This is a genomic window from Azohydromonas lata (assembly GCF_034427735.1).
Classification (GTDB): Bacteria; Pseudomonadota; Gammaproteobacteria; order Burkholderiales; family Burkholderiaceae_C; genus Azohydromonas; species Azohydromonas lata.
Map to the genome: position 1 here is coordinate 66,038 of NZ_JAXOJX010000016.1, position 21,937 is coordinate 87,974.

Consider the following 21,937-nt stretch of genomic DNA (forward strand, 5'->3'; position numbering starts at 1 on the left):
TCATTGGGCCGCGGCGGCCTGGGCGTTGGCATTGGCCTCGTCCTCGGCCAGCGCGCGCGTGACGATCTCGCGCACGTCGCCCGACAGGTCCGGCTTGGCCGCCACGCGGGCGATGGCCTCGCGCGCCGCGCCGCGGTAGGGCTCGGCCAGCTTGCGCCAGCGGTCCATCACGCGCGCCAGGCGGGCGGCGAGCTGCGGGTTCATGGCGTCGATGTCCATGACGCGGTCGGCCCAAAACACGTAGCCCGCCGCATCGGCGCGGTGGAAGGCCGCCGGGTTGAACATGGTCAACGAGAACAGCAGGCTGCGCGCGCGGTTGGGGTTGCGCAAAGAGAAGTCGGGGTGCTTGAGCAGCGCCTTGACGCGGGCGAAGACGCGGCCGTCCAGCTCAGGCGCGCGGGCCTGCAGGGCGAACCACTTGTCCAGCACCAGCGCGTCGTCCTTGAACAGCTCGTGGAAGCGCGAGAGCGCCGGCTCGGCCAGCCCGGCATGCGACTCGACCAGCGCGGAGAGGGCGCCCAAGCGCTCCGTCATGTTGGTCGCGTCCTTGAAGCGTTGATACGCGCGGCCGGGCCACACCGGGTCGCCGCTGCGCTGGGACTGCAGGCACAGCATGGACAGCGCCATGTTGACCAGGGCGCGCTTGCCGGCCTGGGCCACGGTGGGCGCGTAGGCCTCGTTCGTGGCGTTGCGCTCGAAGGCTTCGATCCAGTCGGCATGGAGCTGCTCGGCCAGTTGCGCGCGCATCGCCTCGCGGACTTCGTGCACGCGCTGCGGGTCCACCACCGGCAGGTGTTCGGCGACGTAGCCCTCGCTGGGCAGTTGCAGGACGAGCTCCTTGAAAGAGGCGTCCAGCGCCGGGTGGCGCAGCACGGCGCGCAGGGCTTCCACCAGCGGCGCGTCCAGGGCGGCCGGGCCCAGGCCCTGGGCGGCAGCGCACAGGCGGGAGAGGGCGAGCTTTTGCGCCGATTCCCAGCGGTTGAAGGCGTCGCTGTCGTGGGCCAGCAGCACCATGCGCTCGGCGTCGGACAGGCCGTCGTCCAGGTTCACGGGCGCGGAGAAGCCGCGCAGCAGCGAGGGCACGGGGGCGGCGTCCACGTTCTCGAACACCCACTGCTGCTGCGGGTGCTCCAGCACCAGCACGCGGCTGGTGCCGCCGGGAGCCTCCTCGCCCGCCAGTTGCAGCGGCAAGGAGCTGCCGTCCTGCGCCACCAGCCCCATGGCCACCGGGATCACGAAGGGGAATTTGAAAGGCTGGCCGGGCGAGGGGCCGCAGAACTGCTCCAGCGTGAGCGTGTAGCGGCGGTTCTCGGCGTCGTAGGTGCCGCGGGCGGTGACCGTGGGCGTGCCGGCCTGGGCGTACCAGCGCTTGAAGGCGTCCAGCCGCACCGACAGCGCGCTGCCCGGGTTGGCGTCGGCGATGGCCTGCGCGAAGTCGTCGCAAGTGACTGCCTGCCCGTCGTGCCGCTCGAAGTACAGGCTCATGCCGTTGGCAAAGCCCTCGCGGCCCACCAGCGTGGCCATCATGCGCACGACTTCCGCGCCCTTGTCGTAGACGGTGGCGGTGTAGAAGTTGTTGATCTCGGCGTAGCTGTCCGGGCGCACCGGGTGGGCCATGGGGCCCGCGTCTTCCGGGAACTGGGCCGCGCGCAGCTGGCGCACGTCCTCGATGCGGCGCACGGCGCGGGCGCTGGCGCCGCCGCTCATGTCCATCGAGAACTCCTGGTCGCGGTAGACGGTGAGGCCTTCCTTGAGGCTGAGCTGGAACCAGTCGCGGCAGGTGATGCGGTTGCCCGTCCAGTTGTGGAAGTACTCGTGGGCCACCACGCTTTCCACGCCGAAAAAGTCCACGTCGGTCGCCGTGGCGGGGCTGGCCAGGACGAACTTGGTGTTGAAGATGTTGAGGCCCTTGTTCTCCATGGCCCCCATGTTGAAGTCCTCGACCGCCACGATCATGAAGCGTTCGAGGTCCAGGGGCAGCTTGAAGCGCGCCTCGTCCCACACCACCGAGGCGACCAGCGAGTTCATCGCGTGCTCGGTCTTGTCGAGGTCGCCGCGGCGGACGAACACCTGCAGCAGGTGCTCCTTGCCGGAGCGGGTGCGGATTTTCTGTTCACGCGCCACCAGGTCCGCCGCCACCAGGGCGAACAGGTAGCTGGGTTTGGGGAAGGGGTCGTGCCACTTGGCGAAGTGCCGGCCGCCGGGCAGCTCGCCCTGTTCCACCAGGTTGCCGTTCGACAGCAGCACCGGGTACTTGGCCTTGTCCGCGCGCAGCGTCACCGTGTAGACGGCCATCACGTCCGGGCGGTCCAGGAAGTAGGTGATGCGCCGGAAGCCCTCGGCCTCGCACTGGGTGAAGAAGCCGCTGCCGCTGGTGTAGAGGCCGGAGAGCTCGGTGTTCTTCTCGGGGCAGCAGCTGTTGCGGATTTCCAGCGTGAAGCTTTCGTCCGCGGGCGGGTGGTCGATGACGAGCTGGCCGTCCTCGTGCCGGAAGCTGACGCTCTCGCCGTTGGCCAGCACGCGCAGCAGCGTGAGGCCCTCGCCGTGCAGCCGCAGCGGCTGGGGCGCGGCCTGCGGGTTGCGTTCGATGGCGAGCTTGGAGCTCACCAGCGTCTTGGCCGGTTCGAGGTCGAAGCACAGCTCGACGCTGCGGATGCGGTAGGCCGGCGCGAGGTAATCCTCGCGGCGGACCAGGGTGACGGTGCCTTCGCGCATTGCTGCTCCCGTGGCGTGTCTGGGTGGTGGCACGAACGGGCCCGCCCCCTTGCCGAGTGCGGCGGGGCCCGTTCGCGGCGGTGGGTTTTACAAACCCTGCTTCAGGCTGGCGGCGATGAAGGCGTCGAGGTCGCCGTCCAGCACCTTCTGGGTGTTGGAGATTTCGACGTTGGTCCGCAAGTCCTTGATGCGGCTCTGGTCCAGCACGTAGGAGCGGATCTGGTGTCCCCAGCCCACGTCGGTCTTGGCGTCTTCGAGCTTCTGTTGCTCGGCCATTTTCTTGCGCATCTCGTGCTCGTACAGGCGCGAGCGCAGCATCTGCCAGGCCTCGTCGCGGTTGCGGTGCTGCGAACGGTCGTTCTGGCACTGCACGACGATGCCGGTGGGGATGTGCGTCAGGCGCACGGCCGAGTCGGTCTTGTTGATGTGCTGGCCGCCCGCGCCGGAGGCGCGGAAGGTGTCGGTGCGCACGTCGGCCGGGTTGATGTCGATCTCGATGGAGTCATCGACTTCCGGGTAGACGAACAGCGACGCGAAGCTGGTGTGGCGACCGCCTGAGCTGTCGAACGGGCTCTTGCGCACCAGGCGGTGCACGCCGGTCTCGGTGCGCAGGTGGCCGAAGGCGTAGTCGCCTTCCACCTTGATCGTCGCGCTGCGGATGCCCGCGACGTCGCCCTCGGTCTCTTCCATGACCTCGGGCTTGAAGCCCTTGCGCTCGCAGTACTTGAGGTACTGGCGCAGCAGCATGCTGGCCCAGTCGCAAGCCTCGGTGCCGCCGGCGCCGGCCTGGATGTCGATGAAGCAGTTGCTGGGGTCGGCAGGGTTGTTGAACATGCGGCGGAACTCCAGTTGTTCCACCGTCGCCTGCAGTTGCTGGGCTTCGGCCTCTATGGTTTCGAGGGCGTCCACGTCCTCGTCGGCCTTGCTCATTTCCCAGAGCTCGAGGTTGTCGCCGAGGTTGCGCTCAAGGTGGTTGATGGTGTCGACCACCACCTCCAGCGTCTTCTTTTCGCGGCCCAGCTCCTGGGCGCGCTTGGGTTCGTTCCAGACGCTGGGGTTCTCCAGCGCGGCGTTGACTTCGTTCAGGCGCAGGGCTTTGCGGTCGTAGTCAAAGATACCCCCTTAGCGCACTGGTGCGCTCGCTCAGGTCGGTCAGCAGGCTGCCGATGGCGTTGATGCGTTCGATGTCCATGTGTGGGGACCCGCGGTTGTGATGCGTGAAAGGGGTGGATTTTCGCACGCGCACCGCGCCGTTCAGGAGCGTGCGGGCGTTGTAAGAGAATGCCGCCCGGCGGCCGCCGTCCAAACCGGCCGTGCCGTGGAGACGACATGCAGCCCAAAGGCCGCCGAGAACAACAGGCCGACACCCCCCCATCGCCCGCCGCCGCACCGCCGCGCGGCACGGCGCTGCCGTCCGAGGCCGCGCCCGCGCCCGCATCCGCGGCGGCGCTGGCCGTGCATTGGCGGCGCACGTGCTGGCTCACCGCGGTGCTGCTGCTGGTGTGGTTCCTGGCCGGTTTCGTGGGCGTCTACTTCGCGGCCGACCTGCGGCAGCGCTTCTTCGGCTGGCCGCTGGGCTTCTGGATGGCGTCCCAGGGGGCGCTGCTGGTGTTCCTGGCGGTGGTGGTGGTCTACGCCTGGGCCATGGGCCGGCTGGACGACGCCGCCGGCCTGGCGGAGGAGCCCTGAGGTGACCGCGCCCGGCGCCTCCCCGTCGGCCGACCGGCACTTCCGCAGCCGGCTGCACCGCATCTACCTGGCCTTTGCGCTGGGCTTCATCGTCTTCGTGGTGCTGCTGGGCGTGGCCGAGGAGGTGGCGGGGCTGTCCAAGCGCTGGATCGGCTTTGCCTTCCTGCTGCTGACGGTCACGCTGTACGCCGGCATAGGCATCCTCAGCCGCACCACCGACCCGGCCGAGTACTACGTGGCCGGGCGCCGCGTGCCGGCCTTCTACAACGGCATGGCCACGGCGGCGGACTGGATGAGCGCAGCCTCCTTCATCGGCATGGCCGGCACGCTGTACCTGAGCGGTTTCGGCGGCCTGGCCTACGTCATGGGCTGGACGGGCGGCTACTGCCTGGTGGCGCTGCTGCTGGCGCCCTACCTGCGCAAGTTCGGCCAGTACACGATTCCCGACTTCCTGGGCGCGCGCTACGAGGGCCACGCGCCACGGCTCATCGGCGCGGGCTGCGCCATCCTGGTCAGTTTCACCTACCTCGTGGCGCAGATTTACGGCGTGGGCCTGATCACGGCGCGGTTGACCGGGCTGCCCTTCGAGGTGGGCGTGTTCGTGGGCCTGGGCGGCGTGCTGGTGTGCTCGTTCCTGGGCGGCATGCGCGCGGTGACGTGGACGCAGGTGGCGCAGTACATCGTGCTGATCCTGGCCTACCTGGTGCCCGTGTGCTGGCTGGCGGCCAAGCAGACGGGCGTGCCGCTGCCGCTGGTGGTGTACGGCGTGCAGCTTGAAAAGGTCAGCGAGCGCGAGCAGCAGCTCAAGGCCGACCCGCGCGAGAAGGAGGTGATCTCCACCTTCCAGGGCCGTGCCGACGCCTACGAGCGCCGCCTGGAGAACGTGGCCGCGGCGCTGGAGGCTGAAGTCGATGCCGCCAAGGCGCGCGTGGCGCGTTTGAAGCACACCAACGCGCCGCAAAGCGAAATCCACGCCGCCGAGCGCGCGCTGGCGCAGTTGCCCAACAACGAGGAGGAGGCGCGGCGCGCGTGGCAGGCCGAGAAGGCGGCCAACGAGGCGCGCGCCCGTCCGCTGGCGGGCATGCCCGAGCACGCCGTGCCCTTTGCCGGGGAGCCCGACGGCGACCCGCTCTCGCGCAGCAACCCCGAGGTGTCGCGGCGCAACTTCATGGCGCTGGTGTTCTGCCTGATGGTGGGCTCCGCGGCGCTGCCGCACGTGCTCACGCGCTACTACACGACGCCCAACGTGCGCGAGGCGCGCGCCTCGGTGGCGTGGACGCTGTTCTTCATCCTGCTGCTCTACGTCACGGCGCCCGCGCTGGCGGTGCTGGTGAAGTACGAGATTTTCAACGTGCTGGTGGGCACGCCCTTCGACCGGCTGCCGGCGTGGATCTCGAACTGGTCCAAGGTCGATCCGGCGCTGCTGTCGGTGCAGGACGTCAACGGCGACGGCATCTTCCAGCTCGGCGAGATGAAGATCGGCGGCGACATCATCATGCTGGCCACGCCGGAGATCGCCGGGCTGCCCTACGTCGTTGCCGGCATGGTGGCCGCCGGCGGCCTGGCCGCGGCGCTGTCCACGGCCGACGGGCTGCTGCTGACCATCTCCAACGCCCTGGGCCACGACACCTACTACCGCGTCATGCGGCCGGGCTCCTCCACGGCGCGGCGCGTGACCATCTCCAAGACGCTGCTGCTGGTGGTGGCGCTGGCGGCGGCGGCGGTGGCGGCGCACAAGCCGGCGGACATCCTGTTCCTGGTGTCGGCCACCTTCTCGCTGGCGGGCTCGGCCTTCTTCCCGGCGCTGGTGCTGGGCATCTTCTGGAAGCGCGCCACGCGCGCGGGCGCCTGCGCCGGCATGGTGGCGGGCGTGCTCACCGCCGGCACCTACATGGTGTTGACGCAGCCCTGGCTGCGCGGCGTCTTCCACATCCAGTCGCCGGTGGAGCTGTGGTGGGGGCTGCACCCGGTGTCGGCCGGCGTGTTGGGCGTGCCGGTGGGCGTCGTCGCCATCGTCGTGGTGAGCCTGCTGACGCCGCCACCCTCGGCGCAGACGCAGGCCGCGCTCTCCGACTGGCGCCACCCCGGGAAAACACCGAGCTGAAGGACCCCGGCGCACTTGAGATTGATCAAGTCCCGCATCCGGGGGGCTGCCTACGCTGTGCGGCAACAGGGCCACAAAGCAGTTGGAGACGGCGATGCAGAAGCTGGGCAAGGTCGTGGACAGGTTGGGCGGTGCCGAGCTGCTGCTGGTGAGCCTGGTGGTGATCGGCGTGCCGGCTTTGTTCAGCGCCTTGCTGTAAGGCGGCCACGCTTCTTTCCCGGCGCTCCCGGCTTTCCTTGCCGCGCGCCGCGGCCCGGCCCGGTGCTCAAGCGGCCAGAAACGCTTCCATCAAAGCCGCCACGGCCGCGGGCTGGTCGTGGTGCAGCATGTGGCCGCAGCGCGGCAGCACCGCGCGGCGGTGGGGCGGCAGCGTCGCCATGCGGGCCTCGAAGTCCTCGCGCGGGTAGGCCGCGCCCCAGCGGCGCAGCACCTCGGTGTCCTCGCCCTCCACCCACAGCAGCGGCGCCTGGATGCGCTGCCAGGCCGCCAGCGCCTCCTCCTTGCGGTAGAGCACCGGGTTGACGCGCTTGTGTGCCGGGTCGGCCAGCAGCCGCCAGCGGCCGTCGCCGTCGGGTTCGGCCCAATGCGCGGCCAGCCAGGCGGCCTTGTCGGCGGCAAGAAACGGGTCGTTGGCCTGCAGCCGGACGGCGACGGCCTGCAGGCTGTCGTAAGTCATCAGCCGCGCCGGCTTCTTCAGCTCGTCCAGCCACTTCTCCAGCCGCGAAGGCGCCTGCGCGGCGCGGCTGTCCGGCATCCCGAAACCTTCCAGGTTCACCAGGCGCCGCACCCGCGCCGGGCGCACGCCGGCATAGGCCATGGCGACGTTGCCGCCCATGGAGTGGCCCACGAGGTCCACTGGCGTATCGGGGCTCAGCGCATCCAGCAGCGCGTCCAGGTCGCCCAGGTAGTCGGGGAACCAGTAGGCGTCCGCGCCGGGGACGGTGCTGCGGCCGAAGCCGCGCCAGTCGGGGGCGATCACCCAGCGCGGCGCAGTCAATTCGTCCACCAGGAACTGGAAGGAGGCGCCCACGTCCATCCAGCCGTGCAGCAGCACGAGAGGCGGGCGCTCATCGGTAGCCTGCGACGCGTCGCCCCAGGTGTGGAGGTGGTAGCGGACGTTGCGGAGGTCGAGGAACCGGCTGGCGGCGGGACGGCGCGGCTGGTAGGCGGGGGAGGTCATGGCCGGCACTCTAAAGGGCGGCTCAAGGGGCGGCTTCGGCGCCCGCGCGCACCCCGGTGAAACCGCATTGACGTCGTCCGGCAAGGGCGACGCGGTTTGTAAAGCCGGGCGCGGCACAGAACTCAAAGGTCTTGCTGGGAACGAATGGCACAGGCCGCCGTGCCCTTGGGCATGGCGTCTGCCCGGGTGCGTCATGCCGGCCGGCCGCACCTGGGTGCATCTGGCGCGGCCGGCGTTTTTCCGATGCGGAGGGTTTCACCATGGACGAGCAACAGCAGCACTCCGGAGCACCAGGCCAGCCATCCACCCCGCAGGGCGCGCAGATGCAGCAAGGCCAGCAGCCAGGCCAGCAGCAGGGCGGCCCCTCGGCCCAACAGGGCGGCTCCCAGCAATCGCAGTTCAGCGCCAACGCCGGCCAGCAGGGCGGCGGCAGCGGCCAGGGCATGGGCGGGCAGGGCGCGCAGCCCGGCGGCGGCGCCGAATCGCCCCAGGGCCCGCGCGGCGGCGGCCGCTACACCGATTTCCTGAGCGGCCGCGGCGGCAGTCCCCTGGAGCTGCTGAAGCGGCTGGACGAGGACGTGGACCGCCTCTTCCACCAGTTCATAGGCGGCGGCCGCGAGCTGCTGCGCGGCCGGCTGCGCGACCGCGGCTCGGACGCCACGGCGGGCATGCCTTCTTCCGGCGCGGGCAGCAGCGGCGGTGTGGACGACGCCATGGCCGAGGCGCCGGGCGGCGCGTCTTCCTCCTCCGCCATGGGCAGCTCGCCGGGCGCCGGCTGGCTGCCGCAGGTGGAGCTGTGCGAGCGCGGCGGGCGGCTGCACATCAGCATGGACCTGCCCGGCCTGCACCGCGACGACCTGCAGGTCCACTTCGACCACGGGCAGCTTGTCGTCCAGGGCGAGCGCCGCACCACCAGCACCTCGGCCCAGCCCGGCGGCTACTACCGCAGCGAGCGCAGCTACGGGCACTTCAAGCGCGCCCTGCCGTTGCCCGAGGGCGTCAACCCCGACACGGCGCAGGCCAGCTTCCACAACGGCGTGCTGGATGTGAGCTTCGACATGCCCGTGCGCCACAACCGCAGCCGGCAGATTCCCATCCAGGACGGCGCGCCGGGTGGCGGCATGAGCGGCGGGACGGCGGGCAGCGCCGGTGCGGGCAGCGAAGCCGGCTCATGAGCGCGTCGCCCAGGCCGGTGGTTTTCCCCACGAACCCGTGGTGATGCAAACTTGCGTCCATGCTTGACACCATCACCCTGGGCCGCAGCGAGCTGCGCGTCACGCCCATCTGCCTGGGCACCATGACCTTCGGCGAGCAGGTGGACGAAGCCACCAGCCACCGCATCCTGGACCGCGCGCTGGAGCGCGGCGTCAATTTCCTGGACACCGCGGAGATGTACCCCGTGCCGCCGAGCGCGGAGCGCTACGGCGACACGGAGCGCATCCTGGGCTCCTGGCTCAAGGCCCGCCCCGGCGCGCGCAACAAGGTGGTGCTGGCCTCCAAGGTCGCCGGCCCCTCGCGCTACGACTGGATCGGCGGCGGCGTGCCGGACCTGCGCCCCGAGCGCATCGTCCAGGCCTGCAACGACAGCCTGCAGCGCTTGGGCGTGGAGTGCATCGACCTCTTCCAGATCCACTGGCCCGCCCGCCACGTGCCCGCCTTCGGCGGCGTGTACTTCGACCCGAACAAGCTCGCGCCCGTGAGCAGCATCGAGTCGCAGCTCCAGGCGCTGGAGCGGCTGGTGCGCGACGGCAAGGTGCGCGCCATCGGCCTGTCCAACGAAACCCCTTGGGGCGTGGCCGAGTTCGTCCGCATTGCCGAGCAGATGGGCCTGCCGCGCATCGCCACCGTGCAGAACCCGTACTGCCTGGTCAACCGCGTGGTGGACAACGGGCTGGACGAGGCGCTGTACCACGCGCAGGTGTCGCTGCTGGCCTACTCGCCGCTGGGTTTTGGCCTGCTCACCGGCAAGTACGACCAGCGTGGCTTCGGCGACGTGGACAACCCCGGGCGCCTAGCGCAGTTCGAGTCCATGAAGCAGCAGCGCTGGGGCCGCATGGAGGCGCTGCAGGCCGCGCGCCACTACAACGCCCTGGCGCGCGCCAACGGCCTCACGCCCACGCGCATGGCGCTGGCCTGGTGCTACCGCAACTGGCGCGTGGCCAGCACCATCATCGGCGTCACCAGCGTCGAGCAGCTCGACGAGAACCTGGACGCCTGGGACACCGAGCTTTCGCCCAACCTGCTCAAGGTCATCGACGACATCCGCTGGACGCACCGCGACCCGGCGCAGTAAGCCGCACGACAACAAGAAAGACATGGCCAAGAAGGACAAGCACGTCAGCGAGACGCCCGCCACCCAGTTCCTGCGCCACGCGGGCGTGGTTTTCACCGAGCACTCTTACGACTACGTGGACCACGGCGGCACGGCCGAGTCCTCGCGCCAGCTCGGGGTGGACGAGCACCAGGTCGTCAAGACGCTGGTGATGCAGGACGAGCGCGCGCAGCCCCTGATCGTCCTCATGCACGGTGACCGCCAGGTCAGCACCAAGGCGCTGGCGCGCGCGATCGGCGTGAAAAGCGTGGAGCCCTGCAAGCCGGAAGTGGCCCAGCGCCACAGCGGCTACCTCGTGGGCGGCACGTCCCCGTTCGGCACCAAGAAGGCCATGCCGGTGTATGTGGAGGAGACGGTGCTGGCGCTGGAGAAGATTTGCATCAACGGCGGCAAGCGCGGGTTTTTGGTGGGCATCGATCCCAAGCTGCTGAGCACGCTGGTGGATGCCAAGCCGGTGCACTGCGCGCTCTGAGAGCGCGTGCCGGCCATGGAAAAGGCGGTCCCGCGGACCGCCTTTTTCCATTTCGCGCGGGGTGTGCGCCGGGGCGTCAGGCCGTCCCAATCCCGCTCACGCCGCCGGACTGCGTGCCGCCGCCGTCCCCATCGCCCGCCGGCGTATCCGGCGCCAGCCTGAAGCCGACCTTGAGCGTGACCTGGTAGTGGCCGACGCGGCCATCCACCACGTGGCCTCGCGTTTCCACGACCTCGAACCAGTCGATGTGGCGCACGGTGAGCGCGGCGGTCTCGATGGCGTTGCGTATGGCGTCGTCGGTGCCGGTGGTGGACGAACCCACCAGCTCGATGAGCTTGTAGACGTGTTGGGACATCGTTGTTCTCCTGGCCGCGGGAGTTGATGAGCGGCGGCCCTGCGAGTGCAGGCGCCGGCGGCGCGGCCAGCCTATGGGGCAAGCCGCCTGCCGGCCATGCCCCAGGCGGCGGGGGTGAAGCCGCCACGCCCGCCGGCGCGGCACCCCGTCACGCTCAGCGCCGCACCGGCCAGCGCAGCCGCGCCATCTGCCGGTCCTGCAGGGCCGACAAGGCCAGCAGCGCCAGCACCGCGCCCGCCAGCGCGCACAGCATGTCGGCCTGGCTGTCCCATACGTCGCCCTGCCAGCCCAGGAAGTCCTGCGGCGAGCGGTCGAAAAACACCGTGAGGCGCCACTGCAGGATTTCGTAGCCCGCGCTCAGCGCCAGCGCCACGCAGGCCGAGAGCACCCCGGCCACGAATCGCTGCGTCACCCAGCCGCGGCGCAGCAGCAGCTCGCGCACCACCATGGCCGGCACCACGCCCTGCAGGAAGTGGCCCACGCGGTCATACGGGTTGCGCGAGAGGTCGAACACGTCCTCCAGCCAGAAGCCCAGCGGCACGCGCTGGAAGCTGTAGGCCGCCCCGGTCAGCACCACCAGCGCGAACAGCGACAGCAGCACGTAGGTCAGCGTGCTCAAGGGGTAGCGGCGGTAGGTCAGCACCAGCGCCGCGCCCACCAGCAGCACGGGCGCGGCCTCGGCCAGCCAGCCCAGGCGGCTGTAGGGCTGAAGGCCTGAGACCACCAGCCCAAGCAGCACCGTCAGCCCACAGGCCGGGTGCAGCAGGTTGCGCCGCAGCGCGGCGGTGCCGGATGGCTGTCCGGCGCGTTTGTGCAAGGGAGCGAACATGGATGCAAGCCTCCGCTGGCGGCTGTTTTCACCATGTCAACCCTCCGAGCATGCGTGATGCCCGCTTGAATCAGTGGTTACCCAGACGCCGGTGCAGTTGCTTGAGGAACCACCACACCGAGCCCACCACCGGCGCCACGGCCAGGCCCACCACCACGTCGGCCGGCGGCATCACCGCGGCCAGTGCCGGCACGCCCTTGGCCGCCTTGGCCAGGTAGCCCACCAGCCCAAGCGCGTAGTAGCTGATGGCGACCACGGACAAGCCTTCCACCGTCTGCTGCAGCCGGAGCTGCTGCTGCTGGCGGTGGGCCAGGAGCTTGAACACCTCCTGGTTGCCCGCCTCGCGCTGCACCTCCACGCGCACGCGGGCCAGGCTCACGGCGCGGTTGATGCGGTCGGCCACGTCGGTGAGCCGCGCGTCCGTGCTCTCGCACAGCGCCATGGCCGGCGCGAAGCGGCGGCCGAAGAAGCCCGACAGCGTCTGCACACCCTCGATGCGGCGCTCGCGCAGGTCCGAGAGGCGGCGCTGGACGATCTGGTGATAGGCCCGCGTGGCCGAGAAGCGGTAGCGCGTGCGCGCGGCGCCGTGCTCGATCTCGGCGGCCAGCTTGGTCAGCGTCTCGAAGGCCGCGGCGTCGTCGAGCGAGTCGTCGTTGGCCATGGCGTCCACCGTGCGCTGCAGCGTGCGCTCCAGATGCGCCAGGGACTGCGCCTCCTTCTGCGCCACCGGGAAGCCCAGCATGGCCAGCATGCGGTAGGTCTCTATCTCGCACAGGCGCTGCGCCTCGCGCGCGGCCTGGTCGGTTGGCAGCCCCATGTCCAGCAGGACGAAGCGGGTGAAACCGTCGCCGCGCAGGCGCAGGTCCGTGAAGACCACGCCCTGGCCGTCGGCGATGACGGCGCCCAGCAGCGGCGCGCCGTCCTCGCACAGGTGGCCGCTGCAACTGCCCAGCGCGGTGGAGATGCGCCGGCGCAGCAGCGGCAGGCTGTCCTCGTCGGCCTGCAGCAGCAGCACGTGGGTGGCGGCGATCATGGGCGCGCCTTCCGGCGGCGCCAGGGCGCGCACGAACGCCGAGGGCAGCAGCTCGGTGGCCGAGGCATGCTCCAGCAGCTCGTCCAGCGCGCCGTCCGCGGGCGTGCCGCCGGGCAGGTGCAGCGGGCGGTTGACCTGCCAGCTCACGAACTCGCCGTGGCGCTCGAAGCGCATCTCGAAGCGCGGCGTGTGCAGCACGTGGTGGCGCGCGCCGGGCGGGGGCTCGGGCTCGCCGCTGGCGCGGCACAGCTCGGTCAAGGCGCTTTCCGCCTGCGCCGCGCTCATGCCCCACTGTGCCCAGGACGACACCACGCTGGGCGTGCGTACCGGCAGCGCCGGGCGGGCGTGCAGCTCGCCGTGCAGCTCGGTGTGGCTGCGCGGCAGCCAGGCCACGGGGACGGCGGGTGCGGCCGCGTGCGGGGCGTCGTCGGTGAGGGTGTTCATGCGCTGCGTCAAACCTCCAAGGGTTGACACTGTAATGGGCGCGTGTAACGGCGCCTTGCACGAGGCTGTCAATAGGAACAACCTGGCCCGCCGCTTACACTGGCGGGCTGTCTAACTGCCTGCGATCCGCGAACAAGGGACATGGAGCTGCTGTTTGGCCTGCTGGCGTTGCTGGGGGCGTACCTGCTGGGGTCGCTGTCCTTTGCGGTGATCGTGAGCCGCTTCATGGGCCTGGCCGATCCGCGCAGCTACGGCTCCAAGAATCCAGGCGCCACCAACGTCCTGCGGTCGGGCAACCGCAAGGCCGCGGCGCTCACGCTGGCCTTCGACGCCTTCAAGGGCACGGCCGCCGTGCTCATCGCCCAAGCCCTGGCGCCGCGCCTGGGCCTCTCGGACACCACCATCGCCTTCGTCGGCCTGGCCGCTTTCCTGGGCCACCTGTGGCCGGTGTTCTTCCGCTTCCAGGGCGGCAAGGGCGTGGCCACGGCGCTGGGCGTGCTGCTGGGCCTGAACCCGCTGCTGGCGCTGGCCACGCTGGCCACCTGGCTGGCCATCGCCTACTTCTTCCGCTACTCCTCGCTGGCCGCCATCGTGGCCGCGCTGTTCGCGCCCTTTTATGAGCTGCTGATCTGGGGCGCCAGCCCCGCGGCGCTGGCCGTGGCCGTCATGGGCCTGCTGCTGGTGTGGCGCCACAGCGCCAACATCAAGAAGCTGCTGGCCGGCACCGAGAGCCGCATCGGCCAGAAGGCGGCCGCCGCGACGCCCAACAGTGGTGCGGCGGCGGCGCACAAGCAGGCGGCCGGCAGCCACGCAGGGCACAAGCAACACCGCAAGCACAAAGGAGCGAAGTAATGGTTCAGCGATTTGACGTCGGCGCGCGCCTGTCGGAGATGGCCGTGCACAACGGCACCGTGTACCTGGCCGGCCAGGTGCCCAGCGACGCCACGGCCGACATGGCCGGGCAGACGCAGCAGGTGCTGGACCAGATCGATGCGCTGCTGGCGCGCGCCCACACCGACAAGAGCCGGCTGCTGATGGTGCAGATCTTCATCAAGGACCTGGCCGAGTTCCCGGCCATGAACGCCGTCTGGGACCGCTGGGTCGCCGACATCCAGGCGCCCCCGCGCGCCACCGTGCAGGCCGCCCTGGCCAACCCGGACTGGAAGCTGGAAATCGTGGCGACGGCGGCCTTGTAAAAGCTGCAGTGCACAGTGAAACGGCCGCCCAACGCATGGTTGGGCGGCCGTTTTGCTTCCGGATAGGGCGGCGTGCGGGCGCCGGTTTGGGGCGTCCCAAGCCGCGGCTGATGGCTTTAAAGGTCCAGGCCCAGCGCCGACGCATCCCCGCGCCCCTGGCGCACCAGCACCGGCTCGTCGCCGGAGAGGTCCAGCACGGTGGTGGGCTCCATGGGGCAGGCGCCCGCGTCCAGCACCACCTGGATCTGCTTTTCCAGCCGCTCGCGAATCTCGTGCGGGTCGTTGAGCGGGTCGTCGTCGCCGGGCAGGATCAGCGTGGTGGCCAGCAGCGGCTGGCCCAACTGCTCCAGCAGCGCCTGCGCCACGCGGTGCTCGGGCACGCGCAATCCGATGGTGCGGCGCGAGGGGTGCGACAGCCGGCGCGGCACTTCCTTGGTCGCCTCCAGGATGAAGGTGAAGGGCCCCGGCGTGGCCAGCTTGAGCAGCCGGTATTGCTGGTTGTCCACGCGGGCGTAGCTCGCCAGCTCGGACAGGTCGCGGCACAGCAGCGTCAGGTGGTGTTTTTCATCCACCTGCCGGATGCGGCGCAGCTTCTCGGCCGCGGACTTGTCGTCCAGGTGGCACACCAGCGCGTAGCTGGAGTCCGTGGGTAGTGCGCAGATGCCGCCGCCGTGCAGGATTTGCGCAGCCTGCTTGAGCAGGCGCGGCTGCGGATCGTCGGGATGGAGTTCGAAGTACTGGGACATGGGCAGGATTGTCCGCTTCGGACGCCACACGGGCGGCAGCCAGGGCAAGGTCAGGCAGTGCATGCATCCCCCTTCGGGGAAGCGCCCCCGTGTCGGATGCCAAGTTCAAAGCAAGAACCCCGCCCGCGCCATGCGGCGCCGGGGCCGCACTCAGGGCGTGTGCACGCGCTCGGCCAGCAGCTCCCAAACAGGGATCAAACCGCCCGGCAGCGGCGCCAGCGTGCCCAGGTCGGTGTGGCTTTCGTCGGGGCTGTGAAAGTCGCTGCCGCGCGAGGCGTAGAAGCCGAACTCGCGCGCCAGCCCGGCGTACTTGGGGTACTCGTCGGGGCGGTGGCTGCCGGTGACCACTTCCACGCCCTCGCCACCCAGCTGCTTGAACTCGGTGAAGAAGGCGAACTCCTCCACCGGCGAGAAGTTGTAGCGGCCCGGGTGGGCGATGACGGCCATGCCGCCCGCGCCGCGTATCCAGCGCACCGCGTCCGACAGCGTGGCCCAGCGGTGCGGGACGAAGCCCGGCTTGCCCTCGGCCAGGTAGTGGCGGAACACCTCCGGCGTGCTGGCGCACACGCCGCTTTCCACCAGGAAGCGCGCGAAGTGCGTGCGCGACACCAGGTCGGGGTTGGAGGCGTACTTGAGCGCACCCTCGTAGGCGCCGGCAATGCCCGCGGCCTCCAGCGACTGCCCCATCTCGCGCGCGCGATCGCTGCGCCCGCCGCGCGTGGCTGCCAGGCCGTAGCGCAGCGCCGCGTCGTCGATGTCAAAGCCCAGGCCGACGATGTGCACCGTCTTGCCCGCGAAGGTCACGGAGATTTCCACGCCGCTGAGAAAGGGCATGCCCAGCTCCAGCGCGGCCCGGCGGGCGCGGTGCTGGCCGCCGGTTTCGTCGTGGTCGGTCAGCGACCACAGTTGCACGCCGTTGGCGTGGGCGCGGGCCGCGACGCCCTCCGGGGTCAGCGTGCCGTCGGACACGTCGGAGTGGCAGTGCAGGTCGGCGTTGAGTGCAAGGGGATCAATCACCCCTGAATTGTAGGGAGCCGGGGGTTTTCCCGAGCTTGAACGGCCCTTCGCGCAGGATGGCGGCGTGATCGATGCCCTACGCGGGACCATCACGCCGCCATCCTGCCCGCCTGCCCGCCCGCGTGGGCGGGCAGGCCGGCGTCGCCAGCGCTCAGCGCCGCACGCGCAGGATCTGGCCGGCGTCCTCGTCGGTGAGCAGGTAGAGCCAGCCGTCGGGGCCCTGGCGCACGTCGCGGATGCGCTTGCCCAGGTCGCCGAACAGCCGCTCGCGGCTCAGCACGCCGGTGGTGCTGACGGTAAGACGCCACAGCGCCTTGTCCGCCAGCGCGGCCACGAACAGGTTGCCCTGCCATTCCGGGAAGCCGGCGCCCGTGTAGAAGCTGATGCCCCCGGGCGCGATGGAGGTGGGCCCCCACCACGTCAGCGGCTGGTCCAGCCCCGGCGCCGCGCTGGCGCCGCCCACCTTGGGACAACTGTCCACGGGCGTGGCGCCGTACTCGCAGCCGTAGGAGATCAGCGGCCAGCCGTAGTTGTGGGCGGGCAGCACGATGTTGATCTCGTCGCCCCCCTGCGGCCCGTGCTCGGCCTCCCACAGGGCGCCCGTGACGGGGTGTATGGCCAGGCCCTGCGGGTTGCGGTGGCCCCAGCTCCACAGCCCCGCAACGGCGCCCGCCACCACCGGGTCGCCCGGCGCGGCGGTGCCGCTGGTGGTGATGCGCACGATCTTGCCCAGTCCGCTGGACGGGATCTGCGCCTGGTCGCGCGTGGCGGCATCGAAGCGGTCGCCCAAGGTCAGCAGCAGCTGCCCGCTGCGGTCGAAGAGCAGCTTGCCGCCGTAGTTGCGCTCGCCGGCTATCTTGGGCAGTTGGCGGTAGATGACGGTGCCGCCCGTGAGCGTGGTGTAGTCCGCCGAGAGCTGCGCGCGCCACACGGCCACGCCGTCGGTGTCGCCGCTGCCGGCCTCGACGTAGCTCAGGTAGACGAGGCGGTTCGTCGCAAAGCCCGGGTCCAGCACCACGTCGAACAGGCCGGCCTGCAGCGGCGGTTCGGCGGCGAGCGTGCTGACCTTGATCGCGGGCAGCCCCGTGATGGGCACCGACAGCGTGAGCCCGTCGGCGCTGAGCCGGCGCAGCCGGCCCGGCCGCTCCGTCACCAGCATGCTGCCGTCCGGCAGGAAGGCCAGCGCCCACGGCCGCACCAGGCCGTCGCGGAAGCTCTCAACGACCGCCGGGCCGGGGGCTGGCGCCGGCGTCGGTGCGGGCGCGGGGGCCGGCGTCGGAGCAGGGGCTGGCGCCGGTGTCGGGGCTGGCGCGGGCACCGGCGTCGGAGCCGGGGCAGGCACGGGTGCCGGGGCCGGGGCCGGCGGGTTGGGCGAGGGCACGGGCCTGGGGGCCGGCGCCGGCGTGGGCGCTGGGGCCGGCACCTCGGTGGCGCCACTGCCGCCACCGCCGCCGCAGCCGGAAACGGCCACGCTCAGCGCCACGGCGGCGCCCCACAGCCATTGCAGGCGCCGGGGCAGGGATGAAGGAAGGGGGGCTTCGGTCGCGCCGGCCGGGCGGTCCTCGGGGGTGGCCGGGCAGGACAAGGCTTCAATGCGTCGTTTCACGGCGTGGGCTCCTCGTCTTTCAGCGGGCGATGCGCAAGATGCGCCCGTTGTCTTCGTCGGTCAGTACCAGCAGGGCTCCGTCAGGCGCCTGGCGCACGTGGCGCATGCGCCTGCCCAGGCCCCGGTAGAGGGCGCTGCGCGACACCACCTTGCGTCCGCTGAGCGTGAGCCGCCACAGCGAGGTGTCCTTGAGCGCGGCCACGAACAGGTTGCCGCGCCACTCGGGGAACATGGCGCCGTCGTAGAAGCTGATGCCGCTGGGCGCGATGGAGGTCGGCACCCACCAGGTCTGCGGCTGCTCCATTCCGGTCAGCTCGCGCTTGCCACCCACCACCGTGCACGCGCCTACCGTCGTGCCGTACTCGCAGCCGTAGGAAATGCGCGGCCAGCCGTAGTTCTGCCCGCGCTCGATCACGTTGATCTCGTCGCCGCCCTGCGGCCCGTGCTCCGAGGACCACAGCTCGCCCGTGAACGGGTTGAAGGTCAGCCCCTGCGGGTTGCGGTGCCCGCGGCTCCAGATCTCCGGCAGTGCGCCGGGCTGGCCCACGAAGGGGTTGTCCGCCGGCACGCTGCCGTTGCGGTTGATGCGGACGATCTTGCCGTGGTGCGCGCCCAACCACTGCGCCCTGATGCGCTCCGCGTCAGTGAAGTGGTCGCCCAACGACACGAACAGCTTGGTGCCGGCCAGCGCCATGCGCCCGCCGTAGTTGGACATGTTGCTGACCGCCACCTTGGGGCTGGCGCGGAAGATCACGGCCAGGTCGCGCAAGGCGCCGGCCACCAGCCGCGCACGCGCCACGGCAAGGCCCGCGGTGTTGTATTGCGGCCCCGTGCCGCGCTCGGTGTAGCTCAGGTACACCCAGGTGTCGCCGCCCAAGTGCTCCACGATCACGTCCAGCAGCCCGCCCTGGCCGCCCACGAAGATGCGCGGCGGCAGCCCGCTGATGCTGCTCATGCTGCTGCCGTCGGCGCTGATGCGGCGCAGCCGCCCGGCGCGCTCGGTCACGAGCAGGCTGCCGTCGCCCAGGAAGTCCAGCCCCCACGGGTGGTTGAGCCCCGCGCGTACCACGCGCGCCGCAGGCAGCGCCGCGGCCTCGGCGCTGGCGGCCGTATCGGCCACTTGCGCCGCGCTCTCCAGCGCCGCGGGCGATTCGGCCATGCCGCCGTCGCCCCCGCCGCAGCCCGCCAGCAGCGCCGACGCGCCACCCAGGCCCGCCACACCACCCCAGCCGGCCAGCCGGCCTAGGGCCCCGCGCCGCGACAAATTCGCGGCGCGCGCGGGCTCGCCCGCGCACTGCTGTTCACGCATAAGCACCTCAACGACGTTCTTTTCGAAAAACTGCATCGCCTTTGGGCCGCTCTTGTGGCGGCATGGCGACATGCGTTTTCAGCAGTTGATGTGCCCAGCATGGGGCGTGTGCCCGGCAACACCCCCGCTTGTGCGGGAGTGCGCAATGCCTTGCAAAGGCTCTTACGTGTGTGGCGCTGGTGTACGCCGCGCAATTGCGGCTGTGCAGCGACGCTGCGCGCTTTCGAAGCGTCAGGCCTGCGCCTGCACCACCATTTGCAGCCGCTGCTGGCCCTGCCAGGTTTCCAGCGCCACGCGGTAGGCCAGCCGCGCCGTGGCGGGCAGCGGGTCCACGTGGTTGAACCAGATGGCGTCGCGCAGCACGCCGTGCAGCTTCAGGCGCAGCTTGGTGTGGCGCTCGCCCACCAGGCGCTGCGCGATGACCTCCACCTCGTCGCAGAACAGCGGCGCGTCGAAGGCCTGGCCCCAGACCTGCTCCTCCAGCGCCATGACGGTGGGCGCGTCGAAGTACTGCGGCGGCAGCGATCCGTCCACGGGCAGCCGGCGCTGCAGCGCGGCGGCGTCGAGCTGCTCCTGCGCCACGGCCACCAGCAGCGCGGCAAAGCGGGGGAAGTCGGCCTCGGCCAGCGTGCAGCCCGCGGCCATGGCGTGGCCGCCGAACTTCACTAGCAGCCCCGGCGCGCGCTTGCTCACCAGGTCCAGCGCGTCGCGCAGGTGAAAGCCGGGGATGGAGCGGCCCGACCCCTTGAGCAGGCCGTCCTGCCCGCGCGCGAACACGAAGGTCGGGCGGTTCAGCCGCTCCTTGAGCCGCCCGGCCACGATGCCCACCACGCCCTCGTGGAAGTCGGGGTCGTACAGCGCCACGGCGGCGGGGGCGTCCACTTCCTCGCCCTCGGGGGCGAGCTGCACCAGCAGGTGCTCGGCCTGCTCGCGCATGCCGGCCTCGACCTCGCGGCGCTCGCGGTTGATGGCGTCCAGCTTCTGCGCGAGGTCCCGCGCGCGCGCCGGATCGTCGGTGAGCAGGCATTCGATGCCCAGCGTCATGTCCGCCAGGCGCCCGGCGGCGTTGACGCGCGGGCCCAGCGCGAAGCCGAAGTCGAAGGCGCTGGCGCGTTGCGGGTCGCGCCCGGCCGCGGTGAACAGCGCCTGCACGCCCGGCTGCATGCGCCCGGCGCGTATGCGCTTCAAGCCCTGGGCGACCAGGCGGCGGTTGTTGGCGTCCAGCTTGACCACGTCGGCCACCGTGCCCAGGGCCACGAGGTCCAGCAGCGCGTCCAGCCGCGGTTGCGTGGCTTGGTCGAAGCGCCCGCGCGCGCGCAGCTCCGCGCGCAGCGCCAGCAGCACGTAGAACATCACGCCCACGCCCGCCAGCGACTTGCTTTCGAAGGCGCAGCCCGGCTGGCTGGGGTTGACGATGACGTCGGCCGCCGGCAGCTGCACCTGACCGTCCTCCACGGCGGGCAGGTGGTGGTCCGTCACCAGCACCGCCATGCCCAGCGCGCGCGCATGGGCCACGCCCGCCATGCTGGCGATGCCGTTGTCCACGGTGACCAGCAGGTCCGGCCTGAGCGGCAGCGCTAGGTCCACGATGGTGGGGCTCAGCCCGTAGCCGTGCACGGCGCGGTCGGGGACGACGTAGCAGACGGCCTGCGGCGCCGCGCCCAACATGCGCAGCCCGCGCAGCGCCACGGCGCAGGCGGTGGCGCCGTCGCAGTCGTAGTCGGCCACCACGCAGATGCGCTTGCCCGCGTCGATCATGTCGGCCAGCAGCCGCGCGGCCTCGGCGCTGCCGTGCAGCGAGGCGGGGGGCAGCAGGCGGTTGAGCCCGTCGTCCAGCTCCTGCGGCGAGCTCACGCCGCGCGCGGCGAACAGCCGCGCCAGCAGCGGGTGCACGCCCGCCTGTTCCAGCGCGTGCACCGCGCGCGGGGGCACGTCGCGCATTTCCAGCATGGGGGTGGTCATAGCGTCTCCAGCAGCGCGGCGGCGCGCCCGGCGCGCGCGCCGCCGGACAGGCGCTGCCACCAGCGCTTGGGTTGGGCCTCCAGGGTCACCGCGCCGCGCTCGCCGCACAGCACCAGGCGGCCTTCGGGGTAGGTGGCCAGGGGGGCGATGCATGCTTCGTCCAGCGCCGTCCAGGCGGCGCGCCAGGCGTCCCAGTCCTCGTGGAGCGCGGGCGTGCGCAGCCGCTCGTCCACGCGCGGCGCGCCTGTGGTGCGCTCGGCCTGGGCCGCGCCGCAGCCGCTGAGCCACAGCGCGTTGATGGGCAGTTCGCCGCGCGCCTCGCGCGACTCGTTGAGCGGGTGGTTGAACAGCAGCATCTGCACCTCGTTGAGCAGCCGCCGCACCAGCCGCGGCTGCGCCGGCATGTCGCTGTGCAGCGCGTGCCCAATGGCGCGGTCGGCCGCCAGCGTGGGCAGGTCTTTCAACAGCGGGTGCGACACCAGCCAGTTCAGGTCGCTCACCCAGTGCAAGGTGAAGCCTTCGGAGGCGAAGAGCTCGTGCAGCGCGTCGAAGAAGCGGCGCGACTCCCAGGGCTCCAGGGCCAGGGCGCCCGGGTCGGTCAGGCCGATGTGGTCGCTGCCCAGCAGCAGGTGCGCGGGCGTGAGGCGTCCCCAGGGCAGGCTCGCGTCCAGCCCGGCCGCCGCGGCGTCGCGCGCGGCCCAGGGGATCAAGCCGTCGGTGACGCTCCAGCCCAGCGCGCGGGCCAGGGCGCGTTCGTGCGGCGGGGAGAGGGAGCTTTCGTCGCCCGCGTCGCGTTCGGCCTCGCGCCAGTGCGACAGCAGCGCGTCCAGGTGAGGCAGCTGCAGCGACTTCAGGGCTTGCGCCCCGGCGTCGGACAAGGGGGCGGCAAAGGGAATCAGCAGTTGCATGGCGCCGAATTATCCGGGCCGCCGCGCGCCGCGCCGGAGC

At 71.2% G+C, this 21,937-nt stretch carries 20 protein-coding genes; 7 read left to right on the top strand and 13 right to left on the bottom strand.

From position 1 onward, the window contains the following. From pepN to SM757_RS12000, 3 genes are all read right to left on the bottom strand, one after another. Positions 1-2,715, bottom strand: coding sequence for an aminopeptidase N (gene pepN / locus SM757_RS11990; RefSeq protein ID WP_322465624.1), 2,715 nt, complete (start codon positions 2,713-2,715; stop codon positions 1-3). A gap of 87 nt (positions 2,716-2,802) precedes the next feature. Then, positions 2,803-3,907 (bottom strand): peptide chain release factor 2 gene (prfB, locus tag SM757_RS11995; protein WP_157118760.1). Its coding sequence is split into 2 segments (ribosomal slippage): positions 2,803-3,825 and positions 3,827-3,907, totalling 1,104 coding nucleotides; the frame shifts between segments, so codons are not numbered across the junction. Then, a complete protein-coding gene (locus tag SM757_RS12000; protein ID WP_322465648.1) occupies positions 3,824-4,021 on the bottom strand; it encodes a hypothetical protein in 198 nt (65 codons plus the stop codon). The genes prfB and SM757_RS12000 overlap by 84 nt, the downstream gene beginning before the upstream one ends. 23 nt (positions 4,022-4,044) lie before the next feature. On the opposite strand from SM757_RS12000, the gene SM757_RS12005 reads away from it, so the two are divergent. After that, complete coding sequence (locus SM757_RS12005; RefSeq protein WP_084267219.1) at positions 4,045-4,404, top strand: DUF4212 domain-containing protein; 360 nt, start codon at positions 4,045-4,047, stop codon at positions 4,402-4,404. A gap of 1 nt (position 4,405) precedes the next feature. Continuing rightward, positions 4,406-6,508: a VC_2705 family sodium/solute symporter gene (locus SM757_RS12010; protein WP_322465625.1), complete on the top strand. Its 2,103-nt coding sequence runs from the start codon at positions 4,406-4,408 to the stop codon at positions 6,506-6,508. A 265-nt stretch (positions 6,509-6,773) separates the two neighbouring features. On the opposite strand, the gene SM757_RS12015 is transcribed toward SM757_RS12010, so the two are convergent. Next, entirely contained in the window at positions 6,774-7,688 is a 915-nt protein-coding gene (locus SM757_RS12015; RefSeq protein ID WP_322465626.1) for an alpha/beta fold hydrolase, read from the bottom strand. A gap of 260 nt (positions 7,689-7,948) precedes the next feature. Here SM757_RS12015 and SM757_RS12020 point away from each other — a divergent pair, with 260 nt between their 5' ends. Genes SM757_RS12020 through ybaK form a run of 3 tightly spaced genes read left to right on the top strand, consistent with a single transcriptional unit; the run spans position 7,949 to position 10,492 of the window. Next, positions 7,949-8,863 carry an Hsp20/alpha crystallin family protein gene (locus SM757_RS12020; protein WP_322465627.1) on the top strand — a complete coding sequence of 305 codons (915 nt, stop codon included), beginning with the start codon at positions 7,949-7,951 and terminating at the stop codon, positions 8,861-8,863. Between the two features lie 59 nt (positions 8,864-8,922). Further along, positions 8,923-9,981, top strand: coding sequence for an aldo/keto reductase (locus SM757_RS12025; RefSeq protein ID WP_322465628.1), 1,059 nt, complete (start codon positions 8,923-8,925; stop codon positions 9,979-9,981). Between the two features lie 22 nt (positions 9,982-10,003). Continuing rightward, positions 10,004-10,492, top strand: a complete 489-nt coding sequence (ybaK, locus tag SM757_RS12030) for a Cys-tRNA(Pro) deacylase (RefSeq protein WP_322465629.1) — start codon at positions 10,004-10,006, stop codon at positions 10,490-10,492. A 76-nt stretch (positions 10,493-10,568) separates the two neighbouring features. On the opposite strand, the gene SM757_RS12035 is transcribed toward ybaK, so the two are convergent. The 3 genes from SM757_RS12035 to SM757_RS12045 form a co-directional block, all read right to left on the bottom strand. Then, the gene (locus tag SM757_RS12035; RefSeq protein WP_084267221.1) at positions 10,569-10,847 is read right to left on the bottom strand and encodes a dodecin; all 279 of its coding nucleotides are present in this window, start codon (positions 10,845-10,847) and stop codon (positions 10,569-10,571) included. 154 nt (positions 10,848-11,001) lie between these two features. Then, on the bottom strand, positions 11,002-11,676 hold the full coding sequence (locus SM757_RS12040) for a DUF2238 domain-containing protein (protein ID WP_322465630.1): 675 nt from the start codon (positions 11,674-11,676) through the stop codon (positions 11,002-11,004). A 70-nt stretch (positions 11,677-11,746) separates the two neighbouring features. After that, positions 11,747-13,153: a DUF3422 domain-containing protein gene (locus tag SM757_RS12045; RefSeq protein ID WP_322465631.1), complete on the bottom strand. Its 1,407-nt coding sequence runs from the start codon at positions 13,151-13,153 to the stop codon at positions 11,747-11,749. A gap of 141 nt (positions 13,154-13,294) precedes the next feature. Here SM757_RS12045 and plsY point away from each other — a divergent pair, with 141 nt between their 5' ends. Continuing rightward, a complete protein-coding gene (gene plsY, locus SM757_RS12050) occupies positions 13,295-14,005 on the top strand; it encodes a glycerol-3-phosphate 1-O-acyltransferase PlsY (RefSeq protein WP_322465632.1) in 711 nt (236 codons plus the stop codon). Further along, positions 14,005-14,349, top strand: coding sequence for a RidA family protein (locus SM757_RS12055; RefSeq protein ID WP_322465633.1), 345 nt, complete (start codon positions 14,005-14,007; stop codon positions 14,347-14,349). The genes plsY and SM757_RS12055 overlap by 1 nt, the downstream gene beginning before the upstream one ends. Positions 14,350-14,465: 116 nt before the next feature. On the opposite strand, the gene SM757_RS12060 is transcribed toward SM757_RS12055, so the two are convergent. The 6 genes from SM757_RS12060 to SM757_RS12085 form a co-directional block, all read right to left on the bottom strand. Continuing rightward, the gene (locus tag SM757_RS12060) at positions 14,466-15,095 is read right to left on the bottom strand and encodes an L-threonylcarbamoyladenylate synthase (protein ID WP_066332762.1); all 630 of its coding nucleotides are present in this window, start codon (positions 15,093-15,095) and stop codon (positions 14,466-14,468) included. Positions 15,096-15,245: 150 nt separating this feature from the next. Further along, on the bottom strand, positions 15,246-16,109 hold the full coding sequence (locus SM757_RS12065; RefSeq protein ID WP_322465647.1) for a 3',5'-nucleoside bisphosphate phosphatase: 864 nt from the start codon (positions 16,107-16,109) through the stop codon (positions 15,246-15,248). Between the two features lie 154 nt (positions 16,110-16,263). After that, complete coding sequence (locus tag SM757_RS12070; protein ID WP_322465634.1) at positions 16,264-17,718, bottom strand: PQQ-dependent sugar dehydrogenase; 1,455 nt, start codon at positions 17,716-17,718, stop codon at positions 16,264-16,266. Between the two features lie 19 nt (positions 17,719-17,737). Then, on the bottom strand, positions 17,738-19,063 hold the full coding sequence (locus SM757_RS12075; RefSeq protein ID WP_322465635.1) for a PQQ-dependent sugar dehydrogenase: 1,326 nt from the start codon (positions 19,061-19,063) through the stop codon (positions 17,738-17,740). 195 nt (positions 19,064-19,258) lie between these two features. Then, entirely contained in the window at positions 19,259-20,989 is a 1,731-nt protein-coding gene (recJ, locus tag SM757_RS12080) for a single-stranded-DNA-specific exonuclease RecJ (RefSeq protein WP_322465636.1), read from the bottom strand. Continuing rightward, positions 20,986-21,897, bottom strand: a complete 912-nt coding sequence (locus SM757_RS12085; protein ID WP_322465637.1) for a hypothetical protein — start codon at positions 21,895-21,897, stop codon at positions 20,986-20,988. The genes recJ and SM757_RS12085 overlap by 4 nt, the downstream gene beginning before the upstream one ends. Positions 21,898-21,937 lie beyond the last annotated feature (40 nt).

Excerpts from the sequence above, each read along its gene's own strand:
- pepN (WP_322465624.1), bottom strand. The coding sequence starts at position 2,715 with ATGCGCGAAGGCACCGTCACCCTGGTCCGCCGCGAGGATTACCTCGCG.
- SM757_RS12005 (WP_084267219.1), top strand. The coding sequence starts at position 4,045 with ATGCAGCCCAAAGGCCGCCGAGAACAACAGGCCGACACCCCCCCATCG.
- SM757_RS12015 (WP_322465626.1), bottom strand. The coding sequence starts at position 7,688 with ATGACCTCCCCCGCCTACCAGCCGCGCCGTCCCGCCGCCAGCCGGTTC.
- SM757_RS12020 (WP_322465627.1), top strand. The coding sequence starts at position 7,949 with ATGGACGAGCAACAGCAGCACTCCGGAGCACCAGGCCAGCCATCCACC.
- SM757_RS12025 (WP_322465628.1), top strand. The coding sequence starts at position 8,923 with ATGCTTGACACCATCACCCTGGGCCGCAGCGAGCTGCGCGTCACGCCC.
- ybaK (WP_322465629.1), top strand. The coding sequence starts at position 10,004 with ATGGCCAAGAAGGACAAGCACGTCAGCGAGACGCCCGCCACCCAGTTC.
- SM757_RS12035 (WP_084267221.1), bottom strand. The coding sequence starts at position 10,847 with ATGTCCCAACACGTCTACAAGCTCATCGAGCTGGTGGGTTCGTCCACC.
- SM757_RS12040 (WP_322465630.1), bottom strand. The coding sequence starts at position 11,676 with ATGTTCGCTCCCTTGCACAAACGCGCCGGACAGCCATCCGGCACCGCC.
- SM757_RS12045 (WP_322465631.1), bottom strand. The coding sequence starts at position 13,153 with ATGAACACCCTCACCGACGACGCCCCGCACGCGGCCGCACCCGCCGTC.
- plsY (WP_322465632.1), top strand. The coding sequence starts at position 13,295 with ATGGAGCTGCTGTTTGGCCTGCTGGCGTTGCTGGGGGCGTACCTGCTG.
- SM757_RS12055 (WP_322465633.1), top strand. The coding sequence starts at position 14,005 with ATGGTTCAGCGATTTGACGTCGGCGCGCGCCTGTCGGAGATGGCCGTG.
- SM757_RS12060 (WP_066332762.1), bottom strand. The coding sequence starts at position 15,095 with ATGTCCCAGTACTTCGAACTCCATCCCGACGATCCGCAGCCGCGCCTG.
- SM757_RS12075 (WP_322465635.1), bottom strand. The coding sequence starts at position 19,063 with ATGCAGTTTTTCGAAAAGAACGTCGTTGAGGTGCTTATGCGTGAACAG.
- recJ (WP_322465636.1), bottom strand. The coding sequence starts at position 20,989 with ATGACCACCCCCATGCTGGAAATGCGCGACGTGCCCCCGCGCGCGGTG.
- SM757_RS12085 (WP_322465637.1), bottom strand. The coding sequence starts at position 21,897 with ATGCAACTGCTGATTCCCTTTGCCGCCCCCTTGTCCGACGCCGGGGCG.